This window comes from Stieleria neptunia (genome assembly GCF_007754155.1).
In the GTDB taxonomy this organism is placed as follows: domain Bacteria; phylum Planctomycetota; class Planctomycetia; order Pirellulales; family Pirellulaceae; genus Stieleria; species Stieleria neptunia.
This window is the reverse complement of the sequence record NZ_CP037423.1, coordinates 9,147,816-9,165,592: the sequence shown is the minus strand read 5'-3', so window position 1 is coordinate 9,165,592 and position 17,777 is coordinate 9,147,816. Positions and strand designations below refer to the sequence as shown.

General features: G+C 59.8%; 13 protein-coding genes. 5 read left to right on the top strand and 8 right to left on the bottom strand.

Annotation, left to right across the window (positions count from 1 at the left end):
• Window positions 1–225 precede the first annotated feature (225 nt).
• Window positions 226–2,250 carry a membrane or secreted protein gene (locus tag Enr13x_RS32015; protein WP_145390963.1) on the top strand — a complete coding sequence of 675 codons (2,025 nt, stop codon included), beginning with the start codon at window positions 226–228 and terminating at the stop codon, window positions 2,248–2,250.
• A gap of 88 nt (window positions 2,251–2,338) precedes the next feature.
• Here the strand turns inward: Enr13x_RS32015 and Enr13x_RS32010 are convergent, their stop codons facing one another.
• A complete protein-coding gene (locus Enr13x_RS32010) occupies window positions 2,339–3,355 on the bottom strand; it encodes a transposase (RefSeq protein WP_197455506.1) in 1,017 nt (338 codons plus the stop codon).
• Window positions 3,356–3,561: 206 nt separating this feature from the next.
• Between Enr13x_RS32010 and Enr13x_RS32005 the strand changes: the two genes are divergently transcribed.
• Both Enr13x_RS32005 and Enr13x_RS32000 read left to right on the top strand, forming a co-directional pair.
• Window positions 3,562–4,587 carry an IS630 family transposase gene (locus Enr13x_RS32005; RefSeq protein WP_145385672.1) on the top strand — a complete coding sequence of 342 codons (1,026 nt, stop codon included), beginning with the start codon at window positions 3,562–3,564 and terminating at the stop codon, window positions 4,585–4,587.
• Window positions 4,588–4,672: 85 nt separating this feature from the next.
• Window positions 4,673–4,876, top strand: coding sequence for a hypothetical protein (locus tag Enr13x_RS32000; RefSeq protein WP_145390961.1), 204 nt, complete (start codon window positions 4,673–4,675; stop codon window positions 4,874–4,876).
• 98 nt (window positions 4,877–4,974) lie between these two features.
• Here Enr13x_RS32000 and Enr13x_RS31995 read toward each other — a convergent pair whose 3' ends face one another.
• The 7 genes from Enr13x_RS31995 to Enr13x_RS31965 all read right to left on the bottom strand — a co-directional run bounded on the left by Enr13x_RS31995 (window position 4,975) and on the right by Enr13x_RS31965 (window position 13,508).
• Window positions 4,975–5,964, bottom strand: coding sequence for a DHH family phosphoesterase (locus tag Enr13x_RS31995; protein WP_145390960.1), 990 nt, complete (start codon window positions 5,962–5,964; stop codon window positions 4,975–4,977).
• A 15-nt stretch (window positions 5,965–5,979) separates the two neighbouring features.
• Window positions 5,980–6,924, bottom strand: coding sequence for a bifunctional riboflavin kinase/FAD synthetase (locus tag Enr13x_RS31990; protein WP_197455505.1), 945 nt, complete (start codon window positions 6,922–6,924; stop codon window positions 5,980–5,982).
• A gap of 414 nt (window positions 6,925–7,338) precedes the next feature.
• Window positions 7,339–8,406: an ABC transporter permease gene (locus Enr13x_RS31985; RefSeq protein ID WP_145390958.1), complete on the bottom strand. Its 1,068-nt coding sequence runs from the start codon at window positions 8,404–8,406 to the stop codon at window positions 7,339–7,341.
• On the bottom strand, window positions 8,403–9,896 hold the full coding sequence (locus Enr13x_RS31980) for a sugar ABC transporter ATP-binding protein (protein WP_231743904.1): 1,494 nt from the start codon (window positions 9,894–9,896) through the stop codon (window positions 8,403–8,405). The genes Enr13x_RS31985 and Enr13x_RS31980 overlap by 4 nt, the downstream gene beginning before the upstream one ends.
• Window positions 9,896–10,897 carry an ABC transporter substrate-binding protein gene (locus tag Enr13x_RS31975; protein WP_231743903.1) on the bottom strand — a complete coding sequence of 334 codons (1,002 nt, stop codon included), beginning with the start codon at window positions 10,895–10,897 and terminating at the stop codon, window positions 9,896–9,898. The genes Enr13x_RS31980 and Enr13x_RS31975 overlap by 1 nt, the downstream gene beginning before the upstream one ends.
• 275 nt (window positions 10,898–11,172) lie before the next feature.
• A complete protein-coding gene (locus Enr13x_RS31970; RefSeq protein ID WP_145390957.1) occupies window positions 11,173–12,048 on the bottom strand; it encodes an NAD(P)H-hydrate dehydratase in 876 nt (291 codons plus the stop codon).
• Window positions 12,049–12,608: 560 nt separating this feature from the next.
• A complete protein-coding gene (locus Enr13x_RS31965) occupies window positions 12,609–13,508 on the bottom strand; it encodes an AIR carboxylase family protein (protein ID WP_231743902.1) in 900 nt (299 codons plus the stop codon).
• A gap of 250 nt (window positions 13,509–13,758) precedes the next feature.
• Here Enr13x_RS31965 and Enr13x_RS31960 point away from each other — a divergent pair, with 250 nt between their 5' ends.
• Together Enr13x_RS31960 and Enr13x_RS31955 are read left to right on the top strand one after the other, a co-directional pair.
• On the top strand, window positions 13,759–14,979 hold the full coding sequence (locus Enr13x_RS31960) for an argininosuccinate synthase (RefSeq protein WP_145390956.1): 1,221 nt from the start codon (window positions 13,759–13,761) through the stop codon (window positions 14,977–14,979).
• A gap of 921 nt (window positions 14,980–15,900) precedes the next feature.
• Entirely contained in the window at window positions 15,901–17,775 is a 1,875-nt protein-coding gene (locus Enr13x_RS31955) for a DUF1800 domain-containing protein (protein ID WP_145390955.1), read from the top strand.
• Window positions 17,776–17,777 lie beyond the last annotated feature (2 nt).

Genomic DNA, 17,777 nt, shown 5'->3' with positions numbered 1-17,777 from the left:
GAGTGCGATAACATACTGGGCTTGCGATGTCTGACAATTCGTCGATCGATGAACGCCACTCGTTGCGAGTAGGTCTCGCTCCTCCCCCGAGATTCACAAGCCGCTGAGTCCAACATGCATTTGAGCCATTCTGAGCTATTCTCCGCCCGGGCATTTTTGCGAATCAGCGGATTTTTTCACAACATAATGGCAGCTCAGTGTGGGCGTTTGCCGAAAGATAATTTTATGAGAGTTGGTCTTCCTTTGATCCGATCGTCGGCGGCAGTCCTGTGTGGCGTCGCCCTGTTGTCCCTGGCCCATTTGGCTTGTGCTGCGCAACCGGTGCAGCTCGAGCAGGAGGCGGAATCGCCCCAGGTCGAAGTCGAGCAGGGAGACGAGCAGGGAGACGGGCAGGGGCAGGCGATCGCAGGCGACTATTTGCCCGCGGTTGATCTGTTGCCCGAATCCACCGCCGGTATCGTCCGAATTCCCGAGCTGCCGTCGTTTTGCGACGCCTGGGAGCGGACGCAGATCGGACTGCTGTTTGCCTCGGCGGAGATGCAGCCGTTTCTCGATGACCAACGGGAACGCGCCCGGTCGTACTTTGATTCGCTGAATCGAAAGATCGGATTGAAGCCCGATGATCTGTACGAGATCGCATCGGGGGAAGTCACGCTGGCGTGGTTGTCGTTCACCGATGACAAGCGTCGGCCTTATGCACTGTGCGTCGTTGCCGACATCCGCGACCGAAAAGAGGAAGCCGATCAGGCGGCGGAAAAGATCGATGCCGAATTGAAAGCCGGGGGCGCGGTACGGACCGACGTCAAATACGGTGACGAAACGATTCGCGTCTATCGCACCAAGCCCAAGCCCGGGCAATTGAAAATTGTCGAGATCGCGCTGACTTGGAACGACGAGCGTTTCATCGCGGCCGATCGCGAGAGTGTGGTTCAAGGGGTGTTGGACGTGGTTGCCGGAAAATCGCCCGCCAAAGCATTCTCCGACCGAGCGTCTTACCAGCAAGTGCTGACCGATTCGACCGCCGCGGTTGACTCGGCCAACGAGAAACAAGCGACCGTCTGTTGGCAGTGGTATGCCGAGCCGTTTGCGATGGGGCGGATTTTGCGTGAGGTCGTCGAGTACGATCGCCGCGATGATCTGGACGTGATCGAGCTGCTCGAGCGACAGGGCTTTGGCGTGATCGAGGCGGTCGGTGGCGTCGGTGTCGTGGCCGGCGAGCGATTCGATGTGCTGCACTGCGGCGTCGTGTTGGCCCCCGGAAAGTTGACCAAGGCCGCCCGGATGTTACAGGCCAAGAATTCGATCCGGCTGCCCATTCCCGCGTGGCCGACCGAAGACTCCGGCGCGTTCTTTCGATTCAATTGGGAATTGGAATCGGCCTTTTGGGCTGCCGAGTCGTTGGTCAACGATGCGTTGGGCGAAGATCTGTTTCGGCCGATGATCGAAGGGATCCGCGATGATCCGGAAGGCCCGCAAATCGATATCGCGAGAGACTTTTTGCCCAACCTGGAAAACGAGGTGATTTTGATCACCGACAACACCATGCCGGCCGGTCCGGAATCGGATCGGATGTTGGTCGCGCTGCGGATCAAGAACGCAGACGTCGTCGCCAAGGTCGTGCAGAAAGCGATGGAAGTCGAACCGGACGCGATCAAGCTGGAGGTGCCCGAGTTTGATGTTTGGCGCGTCGAACGTGGCAAGAATGACAGTGACGATATCGATGCCCAGTTGGCGGCTTTGGGGTTTGACGAAAACATCGATGACGAAGATACCGCGCCGCTACTGAACCATTGGGCGATCGCGGTCGTCACCGGCCAGCAGCCCGACGATGGGGACTACCTGATGTTTTCCAGCCACTCCGAATTGCTGGTCAAGCTTGGCAAGCGAGTTCGGTCCGGTGCGGAGGGAGACCGTTTGGGGGCGACCGAAAACACCAAAACGATCGTCACGGCGATCGACGATTTGAACCAGGGCAACGAGGTCACCTACGACAGCGTCGTCCACCCCAGCATCGCGCTGCGGGCACGCTATGAACTGCTGCGAAACGGAGAGCTGAAGGACAGCGACTCGCTGATCGCCAATCTGCTCCGTCGGATCGTCGAGAATGACCAGGATGGCGAGCCGGATCCGATTCAAGCCGGCAAGTTGCCGCCGTTTGAAACGATCAAGCAATTCTTCACCAGTGCCGGAGCGTTCTGGGAAAAGACCGACAGCGGTTGGACGATGACCGGATTCTTGATGGCGGAGTAACGGTGGGCCGAGCGGGCGGTGGGATAGGCTTCCAGCCTGTCATTGCCGGACTGACAGGCTGGAAGCCCAGGGCTGTAAGGGTATCCTGCTAGGTCAATCCTAGCAGTTTCGCGGTCGAAACATGAGACGAGGCTACATTCCTTGATCGGTGCGGCTTTTTCTTCTTCGGGCCGCGGACCGATTTTCTGTACTCCTTTAGGTCGATCGTCCGAGCGATCTTCTTCAGCATCGCGACGAGGCCTTTGATTGTCGTCGGAATCAATTCTGCCCACTCGTCCTCGGTGATCGCAATCAACATCCCTTCGGTTTTATCGGAGACATTTTTTGAGACGTGAAAGTGGCTGATCGCTTCCACCTCTGATTCGTCATGGGTCGCAAACAAAGCCGCAAAGATGGTTTGTCGAAGATTGAACGCGAGCAGCGACATACAAAACAGGAACGTTGCTGCTTTGGGATGACCGACACCTGATTTCTCGCAAGTGAGCGTCATCTGTAAAATATTGAACGCGGTTTCTTCTTCCCAGCGATGCCGGTAAACCTCTGCCACGTCCTTAGCCGAAACTGTGGCGGGAAGATTCGTCAACACGTGAATCTCTTCGTCGCCATCTCGCGTTGGCGAGTCCAATATGACAGTGATTCGGCGAACCACCATGGCATCTTCGGCAGCAGATAGTTTCAACGCTTGTTCGTAGACTACGCCTGTGCTGCTGCGGCCAATGCGTTTGCGTTTTCCCAGTAAAACGCCTTTCAAACGCCCGTGCTGGCGGATCACGAAGAAGCTTTTGGATTGAGCGAGTTTGTTGAGGAATGGGACGATGCAATAATGCCGGTCCGCAATTACGACATCATTCGGCTGGATATCATCCACGATCCGATCGCAACACGTCGACTCTTGCGCGTGGCCGTCAAGCAGCACGTACGCGCGGTCAAACACCTGTCGCTGTAGGTCAAACCTCGCGACTAGTTTACCCGGCAACGGTGCACCCTTGACGTCTCGAAGGTCTTTCAATCTTTTGTCAGACTTCGCCAAGACATTCCCATCAATACTCAAGCAACGATAACCTGGAAGCAATTCCCAGGGTGTGAACCCCATCGCGTCTTGCATTTGGATAGTCCGCTTTGCCGCGTGCGAAACGAGCGACTCACTTACCGCTGGTTCTAAGCACGTGAGCATGTGTAGTTCATGGAAATTGGCAAGGCTTTTGCAGGTTTGTCACGATGGGCGCGGTTCGTTCTTTTGCTAGCTAATTGTCCGGTCGTCGGACGGGCCTGGCAAGGTCGGTGCCTCCCGACAATCACGGGAGACTTACCATGGCAAGACCTGCAACCGTTTTCGCGAAAATCACGAACCAGCAGCAACGTGACCGTCTGATTGAGCTTTGGAAACAGCATCCAAACCATTACACACGAATACGGGCACACGCGATTCTTCTGAGCGATGCTCAATACGAAATTGAGCAGATCGTCGATATTCTTAGTGTCAGTAGAGACAGCGTGCGAGCTTGGATCAAACACTTTGAACAAGACGGACCAGACGCCCTGCTGGACGAAAAGCGACCAGGCGGACCGAGGAAGCTCAATGAACAGGAAGAGCAAATCCTCAAAGATTTGTTGCGGCAATTTCCCTCCCGGCCTGCCACAGTCCTGTCGCGTTTGCGAACACGGACCGGCAAATCGATCAGCCGACATTCGCTGCGTCGTTACGCCCGACGATTCAATTTGAGCTGGAAGCGGTTTCGGCGCAGCCTGCGGAAAAAACGAGACGAAAAGGCTTTCCGGTTGGCTCAAGAGGAACTCGCCGAGTTGCTCAATGAACCTGAACTGGATGTCGTATACTTTGACGAAGCGGGATTTTCGCTTAAGGGCGTGGTGCCATACGGATGGCTTCCCATCGGCGAACGGACCGATGTGCCAGTCACCGGCGCCCATGGGGCGACGGTTCAGGCACTTGGCTTTGAGCATCAAGATGGAACCACCCATACCTATCTTCACAAAGGGTACGTCAACACGCAAACGGTCATTGAAATCATGGATGATTTTTGTGAGACGATTGACCAAACAACGGTGGTCATCCTCGACAATGCATCTTGCCACACCAGCGGAGCTTTTGAAGCATCGATCGAACGCTGGGCAGAGCGTGGGCTGCTGGTTTATCATCTTCCGCCGTATAGTCCCGAACTGAATTCGATCGAGCGACTATGGAGGCAACTAAAGTATCAACAAATGCCCGCCACGGCCTGGGAACGATTCAAAACCTTGTTACAAACGCTGACGACGAAGCTATGCGAAATCGGTGAGGTAACCTACATGCCATCACTTGAAAGTTATGCCGAATAACTCGTGCTGACGTGCTTATGCCTCTGGTTTTGGCATAGAATGACTGTCGAGAAACGTCGAGATTCTCTTTGTGCTCCTTGTAGGCTTGATTGAAATTCTCGCTGAAATTCAAGGCCACGTCAGCGACCGTCATCGCCACTGCCTGGAATGTGGCGAGGTACTCATACTGCTTTTCTCGATTGTTATCGAAAACCAGTTGCAAATCGCTCCCGATAAAGTCCTGCGTGAGCGCCCTGGTCATGACAGCAAATGGTGCCTTGGTTACAAACCGATCAAAAACTTTCGATGACATCGCGAACCTCCGTGTAGCGTAAAACACGGGAATACACAAAAATCGCGGTCACGCGATACCCTTACAGCCCTGGGCTGGAAGCCTATCCCACATGTTTAAAGCACCTTTTTCAGTGCCTCGATCATCACCGGCAAGACCCGGGCTTGGACGTCGCTGAGCGTGCCTTCTTGGAATGCTCCCGCGGCCGCCTTGTGTCCGCCGCCGCCGAACTGTTGGGCGATCTCGTTGACCGCAAGATCGCAACGGCTGCGGAACGAGATTTTAAATCCGCCGCGTCGCTGGCCGACAAAGATCACGGCGGCCTTGGTGTTTTCGACCGCCAGGGTCAGGTTGATCGAATCTTCGGTGTCGCTCGGTAACGCCCCGACCGCTTCAAAGTCGCGGGTTTCGACGTGGGTGTGCATCAGCGCGCCGTCGAGTTCGCTTTGCGTCCGCGAGAGGATCAGGCCGCGCAATTTCAGTCGAGCCAACGTGTCGCGTTCGTACAGGTCGCTGTAGACTTCGGCCGGGACCACGCCGGCGTCCACCAGCCGCGCGATCACGCGGTAGGTTTCCGCGGTCACGCTGCCGAAACGGAACCAGCCGGTGTCGGTGGCGATCGCGGCAAACAGCGGCTGGGCCATCGGGCGGGTGATGGGAACGCCCAACGCATCGGCCGCTTGCACGACCAGGGTTCCACAAGCCTCGGCCTGGTAATCCTTGTACATCGTTGCGCCCAAGTCGTCTTCACCGACGTGGTGATCGAGCACCATTTTATCGCACGACGCGGTGCGGACGACGTCGGCCATGTCGCCCAGTTGCACCCACGCGCTGGTGTCCAGGATCATGATGCAATCGGCCGAAATGTCTTCCGGCTCGACATCGTCACCGAGGATTTCGATGTTGCCGGCGGGGTCGAGAAATTGCAGCGACGGCGGGACGCGGTGGGCGTTGATGATGCGGACGTCTTTGCCGATCTGGCGAAGGACATGCGCCATGCCGAGTTCGCTGCCCAAGGCGTCGCAATCCGGCCGCACGTGGCTGACCAGGACAAAGGATTGGTAGTGGCTGATTTGATCGACAAATCGTTTCCAGTGGACGCTCATCGGGGATCGGTCGCGTTAGGATGGTTCCAGCAATTGCTGGGCGGATTGGATGTCTTTTCGAAGTTGGTCGGCAATCGCCGCAACGGAGTCAAAGCGAACGACGCCACGGACGCGATCGACCAGCTCGACGGAGATCGTTTGCCCGTACAGGTCGCCGCTGAATCCGATCAGATGGACTTCCACCTTCGTCGGATCGCCTGATTGGAATGTCGGGCTTTCGCCGATGTGGATCGCGGCCGGGTGGCGGGCGGCTGCGACCGTTGCGAACCCGGCATAGACGCCGCCGGTGGGGATGACCACGTCGATCTGTTCCAGGTTGGCGGTCGGGAAACCGAGCGTGCGGCCCCGCCGGTCTCCCTGGGCGACGACGCCGCAAATCAAATGTGGCGTGGCCATCATCGCGGCGGCGTCGCGGACGTTGCCTGCGGCGAGCAGGTCGCGAATCCGTGTGCTGCTGATCATCGCGCCGTCGGCCGATTCCATTTGGGCGACGCGGAATTCGATGCCCTGGTCGCGACACAGCGTTCGCAGCAGGTCGACATCGCCGCGGCGGTCTTTTCCGAAACAAAAATTCTCGCCCTCGACCACGCCGCGGCATTTCAAATGGTCTCGGACCAGGGCGTCGAAGAACCGTTCGGCCGACAGATTCAATAGGTCCGGTGACGTTTGGCAAACGACCAAAAAGTCGATGCCGAGCTTCGTCATCCGGCGGGCCCGTTCCTCGACCGAGGTCAACCGCTTGGGGGCCAGCTCGGGACGCAGGATTGCGATCGGATGGGGGTCAAACAAGCACGCGATGGCGGGGCCGCCCAGACGGTCGGCCAGTTGCCGGGTCTGCCCCAGCAAGCCGGCGTGGCCGAGGTGCACGCCGTCGAAGTTTCCGATGCTGACGACACCGCCTTGCAGCGCAGCATCGACCGCGGGCAGGGTGATGTCGGGAATCGAAACGATTTCGGTCACGAGCTGCGAAAGGGCAGGGGGGGGCGGCAGCCGCAGAGGCTGCGCTGTGAAGGGAGCCAAAACGCGTAGTTTGGCCGATTGTCTACGATCGGGCGAGTGGGGGCGGAAATCTCCTCCGATCGTTCCCAGGCCTCTGGCTTGGAACGCAAGGTCGGTGTGGCCGCTTGCCACACGCGGTCGGCGGGTAGGAGGCGGGAGCCTCCAAGACAGTGTGTTCCCAGGCGGAGCCCGGGAACAAGGGGATGACAGGCTGGAAGCCTATCCCACTCTTGCCTCGTTCCAAGGCTCCGGCTTGGAACGCAAGGTCTCGGTGTGGCTCTCGCCACGCGCGGTCGGCGGGTAGGAGGCGGGAGCCTCCAAGACATTTTGTTCCCAGGCGGAGCCCGGGAACAAGGGGATGGACTCATTGCGTCCTCACCGCAACCGGTCGAACAGCCACTTGGGGGCTCCATTGCGCAGGCCGTCGATCAGCACCGCGATGATGATGATCACCCCGATGATGATGTGGGTGTAGGTGTTCGGGATCGACAGCATCGTGCATCCGCTGCTGATCGTTTTGATGATCAGCGCGCCGATGATCGTCCCCAGCACCGATCCGCGTCCGCCGCTCAAGCTGCCCCCGCCCAGCACCACCGCGGCGATGATTTCCAGTTCTTTGCCCGTGCCGTCGGACGGGTTGCCGTTTTTGACGTTGGCGAAATAGAGCAGGGCACCGACGGCGACAAAGACACCGGCCAGGGCGTACACCAGCGCAGTGGTCACGCCGACCCGGATTCCACACAGCCGCGCCGTCGACGCGTTCGATCCGATCGCGATCACGTTGCGGCCGAATACGGTGAAATGCATCACCGCGGCGACCATGAGTCCCAAAACAATCGCGATCAAGGCGCTGGACGGGACATGCAAGAAACCCAACCAATAGTGATCCGAATTGCTGCCGGTGTAACACAGATACCGCAGCCAATCGGGCAGGTGTCCCGACTCGGGGTACACGGTCGATTCATCGGCGATGACTTGGCCCAGTCCCAGGAAGATGGTCATCGTGCCGAGCGTGACGATGAACGGCACCATCTCGGTCAAACTGATGATCAGGCCGTTGATCAAACCGCACAGGATGCCGACGCCCAGTCCGAGGGCGAGTGCGGCGGCGATCCACGTCGCGGCGCCGGCCTGGTCGGCCGGAATCGTGTAGTCGCGAAACGCGATCGCCAGCGCGGTCCCGCTGAGTGTCAGCGCGGTACCGGCGGACAGGTCGATGCCGCCGGCGATGATGATCATCGTCATCCCGAGAGCGGGGACGGCGATCAGGGCGGCGGAATTGACGATCACGCGGGCGTTGCGCGGCGAAAAGAATCGGCCGCTGCCGTATTGCCAGTCCAGCAGCGCGAATAGTGCGATGATCGCTAATAAAGCCAACGTCGGTCCATGCCGAAACGAAGCCAGCCAATGAAGTTTACTCGGTCGTGTTTGTTTTTCGGTCATCGTTCTTCAACAGCGGCCAGCGCCGCCACCATCAATTCCTCTTCGTCCCATTGGTCTGCATCACGCGTTTCGGCAAGCCGTCCACGCGTCATCACGCCGACTCGATCGCAGACCGCCAACAATTCCGGCAGATACGAGCTGACAAAAATGACCGTTTTACCGTTGGCCGCCAACTCGCCCATCATGCGATAAATTTCCGCTTTGGTGCCGACGTCGATGCCCTTGGTCGGTTCATCCAGCAGGTAGATCTCTGCGTCTTGGGCGAGCAATCTGGCGATCGCGACTTTTTGTTGATTGCCGCCGGACAGTTCGGACACCGACTGGCCGGGATCTTGGGCTTTGATTTCGACTTTCTTGATCCAGGCTCTGGCGTCGCGAAGACGTGCATTCAGATTGATCCAACCGGCGGTGGTGTAACGATCGTGATTGCCCATCGCCAGGTTTTCAACGATCGAGAGGTTTTGCGCCAGGCCTTCGTTCTTGCGGTCTTCGCTGAGCAGTCCGAACCCGGCTTTGCGGCGCCCGCGAACGTTGTGCGGCAGGCGTCGCCCGTCCAGTCGCACATGGCCGGCATAGGTCGGTTCCAAGGCGAACAGGCAACGCAGCAATTCGGTTCGCCCGGCGCCGACCAGTCCGGCGACGCCAAAGATTTCTCCCCGGCGGAGTGCGAGCGAAACGTTTTTGGGCATCGGCGCGGCACCCAGGTCTTCGACTTCCAATCGTACTTCGCCGATCTCGTGGGGCACCGAGGGGAACAGGTCGTCGACGTCGCGGCCCACCATCAGCGAGATGATTTGGTCATCGGTGATCGATGCGAGTTGGCCGCTGCCGACGGAGTTGCCGTCGCGAAGGACCGCGTAGTCATCGGCGACCCGGCGGACTTCTTCCAGAAAGTGGCTGATGTAGATGATCGCCAGTCCGCGGCCGCGAAGGTTGTCGATGATTTCAAACAAACGGTCCACGTCGGCCGCCGGCAGCGAGCTGGTCGGTTCGTCAAACAGGATAATCTTGGCGTCGCTGATCAGCGCTCGGGCGACTTCGATCAACTGTTGCGTCGCGACGGATTGGTCACCGGTGCGGGCTTTGGGGGAAACATGATTCAGTCCGACGCGATGCAGTGCCTCGGCGACTGCGGCGCGTTGGTTGGATCGAAACAGCGTCCCCGCGCCGGTGCCGGTGCGTCCCAGCATCACGTTGTCTTCGATGCTCAAGTCGGGCGCCAGGGTCAGTTCCTGGTACACGATCGCGACACCGCTATCGCGCGCATCGATGGGGCTAGATGGGCGGTAGGGCCGGCCATCGAGCGACATCGTTCCGGCGTCGGCACGATGGGCGCCGCTGAGTGTTTTCAGCAGCGTGCTCTTTCCCGCGCCGTTCTCGCCGATCAACGCCAGCACACGACCGGCGCAGGCTGACAACGAGACGTTCTCGAGTGCGATGGTAGGGCCGAATCGTTTGCTGATTCCGGAGACTTCGAGCAACGGATTCACTACATCGTTTCGGGTTGGAGCAGTTTTTGATACGTCTCTTCGTCCATGTTCTCCGGCGTCGCCAGGTATTCGCCGGTGCTTTGAAACGCTTCGGCGGATTGACCGTTGAGTGAATCGACGAGCGTGATGACGGATTGGTAACCCATCTGGACGGGATCCTGCAGCACGATGCCGTGGCAATGGCCATCTTTCATCGCTTGGATCAAGGCGTCGCTGGGGTCAAAGGCGATGAATTTCACCTTGCCCGCCATGCCGGCGTTCTTGATCGCTTCCAGGGTTCCGTTTGCGTTGGGTTCGCAAACGGCAAAGATCCCCGCCAGCGACTCGCCGTGCAGTTGCAACAGTTGATCGGCCTTTTCTTTGGCGCTGGTCGCGTTGTCTCCGGCGTATTGGTCGGAGGAGACGACGGTGATGCCCGGATACTTCTTGAGTGCGTCCAGGTAGCCGTTTTCGCGTTGTTCGGTGCTTTCGCTGCCGGCGATGTAACGCAACAAGATGACGTTGCCTTTTTCACCGATCGCCTTGGCCATCGCGTCGCCGGCCATTTGACCGCCCTTGAAGTTGTCGGTCGCGACATAGCTGACGATCTCCGGGCCCTCGTCCAATCCGCTGTCGAAGATCACGACCGGGATGCCTTCGCCAATTGTCTCTTCGACCGCATCGACCAGGCCGCCTTTCTGGTTCGGTGCCAAGGCGATGCCGTCGACGCCGATCGTGATCATGTCTTTGACGACTTCGATTTGGCTGCCGGTGTCGCTTTCGACCACCGGTCCACGCCAAATGATTTCGACGTTGCCAATTTCTTTGGCGGCTTTCTCTGCGCCGAAATGCACCGATCGCCAGAACTCATGACTGGTGCCCTTGGGGATCACCGCGATGCGGAGTGGCTTGCCGTCGGCGGCGGAGTCAGACGTGGAGGAGTTGTCGGAGGAAGACTTGCAGCCGGCCACCATCAAGGCGACGGCCAGCAGCGAGGCGAGGGACACGGTGGAACGTTTCATGGAAGACATAGCAGGGATCGGGAAGAGTAGGGGAGGGAAGCCGCAATGATAGCCGATTTTGGTGGCGCCGATGGGGAAGAAGGCGGATCGCGTTTCCCGCCGGGATGCCGCATGTCAGCACGTGGCGTGAGCGGGCGGTTGATTGAATCGATATCTGCTGAGTCCATGGTGAGCCGCTGGCCGTCAGGCCTCGGGCGACGCCGGGATGCCCGGCCGCTTACGCGCCCGCGGCGCACTCAATCAACAGTCGCTGACGCGTCCCGCTGGGGTGCCGATCACTCGATCAATCCGATCGCGGCGGGGAGGGCTTGCAGCAACTCCACGCAGGTCATCCCGGGCTGGGAGTGATGCGCGGCGGCGGTGTCACCGGCCAGGCCGTGCACAAACACGCCCAACCGTGCGGCGTCCCAAGGCGAGAGCCGTTGGCCCAACAATGAGGTGATGACGCCGGTCAAGACGTCACCGCTGCCGGCGCTGGCCATGCCCGGGTTCCCGGTGTTGTTGACCGACCGCACCGCGTTGCCGTCGTCTGCATCGCAACCGACCACGACGGTTGGCCCGCCTTTGACGACGATCGTCAGGCCGTGTTTTTCGACCAGGGATTCCGCCGCGGCCAGTTGGCCGGGGCGATCGCCGGCGGACACTCCGGTCAATCGCGCCAGTTCGCCCGGGTGCGGCGTCAGGACCAGCGTGGATTGATCGCGGGGCAGGGCAGGGGAGTCCAATAGTTGGTGCTCGGAGATCAGGTTGATCGCGTCGGCGTCCATCACGCGCAGGCATTCGTTTTTTTGCAACAGCGATTCGACGATCCGCAGCGACCCAGGACCGGTCCGCATGCCCGGACCACAGCCGACGGCATCAAACGAATCGAACGCTGGCAGTGTCGCCGACAAATGGAACTGACCGTCATCGGTATCGGCCAGCGGGATCGTCATGATGCCGGGATGAAAGCCTGCGACCGTGTCCAGACAGCGATCCGGGATGGCCGTCGAAACCAGTCCCGAACCGGTTTTCAGTGCCGCCATCGATGACAGCGCGATCGAGCCCGCCATGCCGCGCGAACCGCCGATCAGCAGCACGCGTCCGAAGTCGCCTTTGTGGGCATCGGTCGCGCGGTCGGGGAAGGGCAGGGGAGGCGCGGGGTGCGACATGTTGGGAGAGGGTTACCGAGGGAGGGCTGAGAGTTGTCGGTTCGGTGGATCGATCGGGCTCCGACCCATCATACAAGGCCACGCACTGTCATGGAGATTCCGCCTCCTGGCCGCGAACGGCGTGTGGCAGAGCCACCGAGACATTGCGTTCCAAGGCGGAGCCTTGGAACGAGTCAAGAGTGGGATAGGCTTCCAGCCTGTCATCCCCTTGTTCCCAGGCTCCGCCTCGGGACACGCTGTCTTGGAGGCTCCGCCTCCTGGCCGTGAACGGTGTGTGGCGGAGCCACCGAGGTATTGCGTTCCAAGGCGGAGCCTTGGAACGAGTTAAGAGTGGGATAGGCTTCCAGCGTGTCATCCCCTTGTTCCCGGGCTCCGCCTGGGGACACGCTGTCTTGGAGGGGCCGCCTCCTGGCCGTGAACAATGTGTGGCAGAGCCACCGAGACATTGCGTTCCAAGGCGGAGCCTTGGAACGAGGAGTCGAGGAGTGGAGACCGGAGGGCTGGCGCCCTGCCGCTCAAACTTCGTCAAGCCCAGGCCATCCATGCTTCACCGCGTTCCGCTACGGGGAGCGTTGAAGTTGCCGGACGACCAATCCGGATAAGTAGGCGGCTTTGAACCCCGCATCGATGTTGACGACGGCGACGTTGGACGCACAGGAGCTGAGCATCCCCAGCATCGCGGTCAGCCCGCCGAGGGTCGCTCCGTAACCGACGCTGGTCGGGACGGCAAACACGGGCACACTCAGATGACCGCCGACGGCGGCCGGGAGGGCGCCTTCCATGCCCGCGATCACGACCACCGCGGCGGCTTGGCGCAAGTGCGGCACCGCGGCCAGCAGCCGGGCCGGGCCGGCCACGCCGATGTCGTCGAATGACCGAAACGGGATGCCCATCCAGTGCAACGTCTCGATCGCTTCTTCGGCCACCGGGGCATCGGTGCTGCCGGCGGTGACGACGGCGACGTGCGCGATCGGTGCGGCGTCCGGATCTGCGGCCGCAGCCGACCGACTGGGCAGTGGACTGGGCAGTGGAGTCGGCAGTGGAGTCGGCAGTGGCGGCTCGGAGATTCCCGCGGTCAGCGTTCTTGCGATCGGGTTGAACCGCACGTCGGGGATTTGGGCTCGGACTTGTTCGGCGACCGCCGCGGCGACGCGGGTGGCGAAGGACGGCTGGCCGGCGTCTTGTTGGGCCCGGATGATGGCGGCGATCATCTCGGCCGGTTTGCCGTCGCCGTAGATCACTTCGGGAAACCCGCAGCGTCGCTGGCGATCCAGGTCCAGCGTGACGCGGTCGGCCGCCGGGGCGTCGGCAGCGTTAGGGGGGACGCCGAATGACGCGGCGGTCAGGGTCGCCAAGGCGTCCGACGCGCTGATGCGGCCGGTCGCCACCTCGGTCAGCAGGCGGGCCAGGTCTTTCGGATTCGGATTGCGAGGCGGATGGGGAGGCGGATGGGGAGGCAAGGATCGGCCGTGAAAAGTCGGGGAGCGGGACGGGTCGGGGCAGGGCAGGGGAGTCTTGACCAAAGCGGGGTTCGCAACTCGACGATGCGCTGGTCCAATGTGCTGCAGTTTCCATGTTATCCAATCAAGGTCGCCCCAGCGAAGCCGATGTCGCGAGCGTAGAATAGGTCCCCCAATTCCGGCGGGCCAACTCCGGCGCGTCCGGCGACCCCAACCCTTCACTAGACAGCATCAGCAAAGGCATTTGTTCATGTCGACCAAAAAATGCGTATTGGCGTACTCCGGCGGTCTGGATACCTCCGTGATCCTGGGATGGTTGCAGGACCAAGGTTACGAAGTCCATGCCGTGTATGTCGATTTAGGACAGCCCTGTGAGGATCGCGAGGCGATCATGCAAAAGGCGCGGGACTGCGGTGCGGCGTCGGCGAAATTGATCGACGTTCGCGAAGAATTGTGCCGCGACTTTGCATTCCCCGTGCTCGCCTGGCAGGCCAAGTATGAACAGATCTATCTGCTGGGAACCTCGATCGCGCGGCCGTTGATCAGCAAGGTTTGTCTGCAAGTGGCTCGCGAAGTGGGGGCGGTCGCGTACGCCCACGGTGCGACCGGCAAGGGCAACGATCAGTGTCGTTTTCAGCTGGCCGCCGAAGCACTCGATCCCAAGGTCGAGATGATCGCACCTTGGAGAATCAAGGAGTTCCGTGACGCGTTCCCCGGCCGAACCGAATTGATCGCCTACTGTGCCGAGAAGAACATTCCGGTCAAAGCGTCGACCGCCAAGCCGTACAGCAGCGACGAAAACGTGTTGCACATCAGTTACGAGGCTGGCGAGTTAGAAGAGTTGGACGTCAACGGCGTTGAACTGGTCGATTTCGGGATGGGGGTCAGTCCCCAAGAAGCACCCGACGAAAGCGAGTCGGTGACGATCGGGTTCGAATCGGGAGTCCCCACGACGCTCAACGGCCAGGCCGTCAATGCGTTGGAAATGGTCGAGCGGCTCAATGATATCGGCGGTCGCAACGGCATCGGTCGAATCGATATGATCGAGAACCGTTTCGTCGGGATGAAAAGCCGCGGCGTCTATGAGTCGCCCGGGATGACGATCCTGTACGATGCGTTGATGTATGTCGAGCAATTGACGATGGACCGCGATCTGATGCACCTCCGCGATCGGTTGGCACCGGAAGTCGCCGAGATGGTCTATTACGGTTTCTGGTACACGCCCAAGATGGACGCATTGATGTCGTTCATCAAGCAAGCCCAAGCGATCGTGACCGGTGAAGTCACGCTGAAACTCTACAAGGGCAACATCTCGGTGGACTCGCGAAGCAGTCCGAACAGCTTGTACGACGCCGAGATCGCGACCATGGAAGGCGGCGGGTCCTACAACCAAGATGACGCCGAAGGCTTCTTGAGGATTCAAGGCTTGCCCAGCCGCGTCCAAGGCACCGTGACGCCGCGGAAGTATTAGGGGGCGAGGCGGCTGTGCCTTGTTAAGGTCGCGCCGGGTTGAAAGTCACCCTCCCAGAGGCTGGACCGTCAAAAATGAATCCACGCCGCGAGGATCGGCGCTAGATAAATCAACTCGCAACCCGACTAACGCTCGGTCGTGAAACTCGATCGATGGCGCTCGGCGCGCCGGCGTTGTCCGCTCCATCGACCGTCTTGCATTGACGAAGGCACATCATTTGGGACATGGCTCCCCTCTCCCCAAAACAGATCGCGCGAAGAACATTTGTTCGCAGAGTGACGTTGACCGCGATCTGTTTTGGGGAGTAGGGGCTGGGGGTGAGGGGCTCAGCATTGAGACGCTTCCCATCGATTGACGTGCTAAATCGCCGATTATTTTGAGGCGTGATCGTTGTCGGGTTTCACCGCTTGGGTATCAAATCTCGCCTTCGGGTCTTCTCTGCTCACATGCATCACGATGGATTGGATTCCCCCCCTCACCCCCAGCCCCTCTCCCCCAACACTCTGGCTCGCTGGGGCTCGCCAGAGTGTTGGGGGAGAGGGGAGCCAGAATCAATACTTGACTGTGAAACTGCTGCTTCAGTTCGGGTAGCTTTCGGTGGTCGCTGCAACGTTTTTGACGGTCCACCCATGGGGAAGGCGTCGAACCCCCTTTGTTTTCAGCATCTTTGGTGTGTGGGGGTCTGCTTCTGCACTCCCCCCCCAATCCGAGTCTTCTGATTGACCTGAGTGGTTGCGTGGCTTAGCTTGCTTCTCGCGAATGTTGCGATTGTCGGGAAAATCCGGCACGGGTTGTCGCCGTTCGCGCCTCCCAAGCGTTCAAGAACGCGAATGGGTCTATTCCAAATGGCTCGCGACATCGTGGCTGATCAGTTGATGGTCGGTCAGGTCGCCGGGCCGAATCCTTTTCAAGGTGAGAGCGATGCCGTTGCGGACAGGTGCTTGGATCCGGTGGATGGTGTGCGTGTTTACTGTCGGTGTGTTTGCAACCGCCGTCGATGCAGGCACCTTTGAGGTCGATTCGCGGAGAGGCGTCGCAGTCATCAAACGCAAGATCCGCGCCGCCCAGTTCCTCTCGCGCGCGACCTTCGGTCCCAACCTTGAGCAGATCGAAGCGCTGGCCGATCGGATGGCCCAGATCGGGACGCGGCGTGCCTGCGAAGAATGGATCGATCAGCAGATGGCGATGCCGGCGGCGTATCACCATCCCTTGGCGCTGGACATGATCGCCCGCGATGGGCTGAACTCAACGCAAGGCGACGCCTACATCCAGCGTTACCGCTACCACGCCTGGTGGCACTGTGCGTTGGCCGGTGAAGATCAGCTTCGTCAACGTGTGGCGTGGGCGCTGATCCAGATTCTGGTGACCAGCCAGGACGGCGCTGGGTTCAACGATCAAAACCCGGGGCATTACAGCGGGGAAGGGCGGTGGCTCGGTCCGACACACTACTACGACTTGATGGTCAGGCATGCCTTCGGCAACTATCGGGAATTGTTGGAGGACGTGACCTATCACCCGGTCATGGGCGTCTACTTGAGTCACATGCGAAACCGAAAGACGGATGAATCCGCCAATCGATTCCCCGACGAAAACTATGCCCGCGAGATCATGCAACTGTTTACGATCGGGCTGTACGAACTGCATCAAGACGGCCGGCTGAAGACTGACGAATCGGGCAATCTGATTCCGACCTACGACAATGAAACGATCAAGGAGTTCGCCAAGGTCTTTACGGGGTTGGCCTTCAAGCCGCATCCCAACGCGAACGGGACGGGGCGGTTTTGGTGGGGCAACGAATTTGAAGAACCGATGGAGATGTTCGATTTCGAGCACGAGCCCGGTTTAAAAACGCTGCTCGGCGGGGAAGTGATCGGAAGTGAAACGAGCGTGGATGGGGACGCCGATATCGCCGCGGCGCTGGACAACTTGCTGGCCCACGACAACGTGGCGCCCTTCATTTCCCGGCGTCTGATACAGCGGTTGGTCAAAAGCAATCCGTCTCGCGGCTACATTCGACGTGTCGCTCGCAAGTTCAATAACAACGGGCAGGGCGTCAAGGGTGACTTGGCCGCCGTCGTCAAGGCGGTGCTGCTGGATCCGGAAGCTTGGAGCGGTCAGCGGTTGCTCGGACGCAGTCGGCCCAACCGTGTCGAAGTCATCGCCCGGGGGACGGATTATTCGACGCTCTCCGAACCGGTGATTCGATACACGCGATTATTGCGGGGCGTGAATGCGACCAGCAATCACCACAGCGGGCGCGCGATGTTGATGTCGCAGAACTACAACTGGACTCAAGAACCGTACCTGTCGCCGACGGTCTTCAATTTCTATCTGCCCGATTATCAGCCGCCCGGCAAGCTGCTCGGGTACACGCCGTCACGTCGCATCCCGAACGGATTCTTGGCCGCCCCGGAGTTTCAAATCAAGACGCCCGTCACCTCGAATCGGTTGGCCGGACGATACATCTGGGACATCTCCAATCAAATGTCACAACAGCGTTGGTCCAACAGCACCAGCGGCGTTTCTCACAACAGCGACATGATTTTTCATCTGGAAGAGGAGGAATCGCTGTGCACCGAAGATGGTGACATGCACCAGTTGATGGATCACTTCGATTTGGTGTTCTGCTATGGATCGATGCCGCAAGACTACAAGGACAGGGTGGTCGAGGTCACGACGGCGGAGACCGAGTGGATGAAGACCAACTCGACTTGGCGTCCAAGGATGGAAGAGTTTCGCGTCAACGCGGCACTGATGGCGACCGTGTTGTCGCCGTTCGCCGCCGTCACTCAATAGCT

Coding starts and splice junctions, on each gene's coding strand:
- Enr13x_RS31970 (WP_145390957.1), bottom strand. CDS start 12,048: ATGTCGCACCCCGCGCCTCCCCTGCCCTTCCCCGACCGCGCGACCGAT.
- Enr13x_RS32010 (WP_197455506.1), bottom strand. CDS start 3,355: ATGCAAGACGCGATGGGGTTCACACCCTGGGAATTGCTTCCAGGTTAT.
- Enr13x_RS31955 (WP_145390955.1), top strand. CDS start 15,901: ATGCCGTTGCGGACAGGTGCTTGGATCCGGTGGATGGTGTGCGTGTTT.
- Enr13x_RS31995 (WP_145390960.1), bottom strand. CDS start 5,964: ATGAGCGTCCACTGGAAACGATTTGTCGATCAAATCAGCCACTACCAA.
- Enr13x_RS31960 (WP_145390956.1), top strand. CDS start 13,759: ATGTCGACCAAAAAATGCGTATTGGCGTACTCCGGCGGTCTGGATACC.
- Enr13x_RS32015 (WP_145390963.1), top strand. CDS start 226: ATGAGAGTTGGTCTTCCTTTGATCCGATCGTCGGCGGCAGTCCTGTGT.
- Enr13x_RS31985 (WP_145390958.1), bottom strand. CDS start 8,406: ATGACCGAAAAACAAACACGACCGAGTAAACTTCATTGGCTGGCTTCG.
- Enr13x_RS31975 (WP_231743903.1), bottom strand. CDS start 10,897: ATGAAACGTTCCACCGTGTCCCTCGCCTCGCTGCTGGCCGTCGCCTTG.
- Enr13x_RS32005 (WP_145385672.1), top strand. CDS start 3,562: ATGGCAAGACCTGCAACCGTTTTCGCGAAAATCACGAACCAGCAGCAA.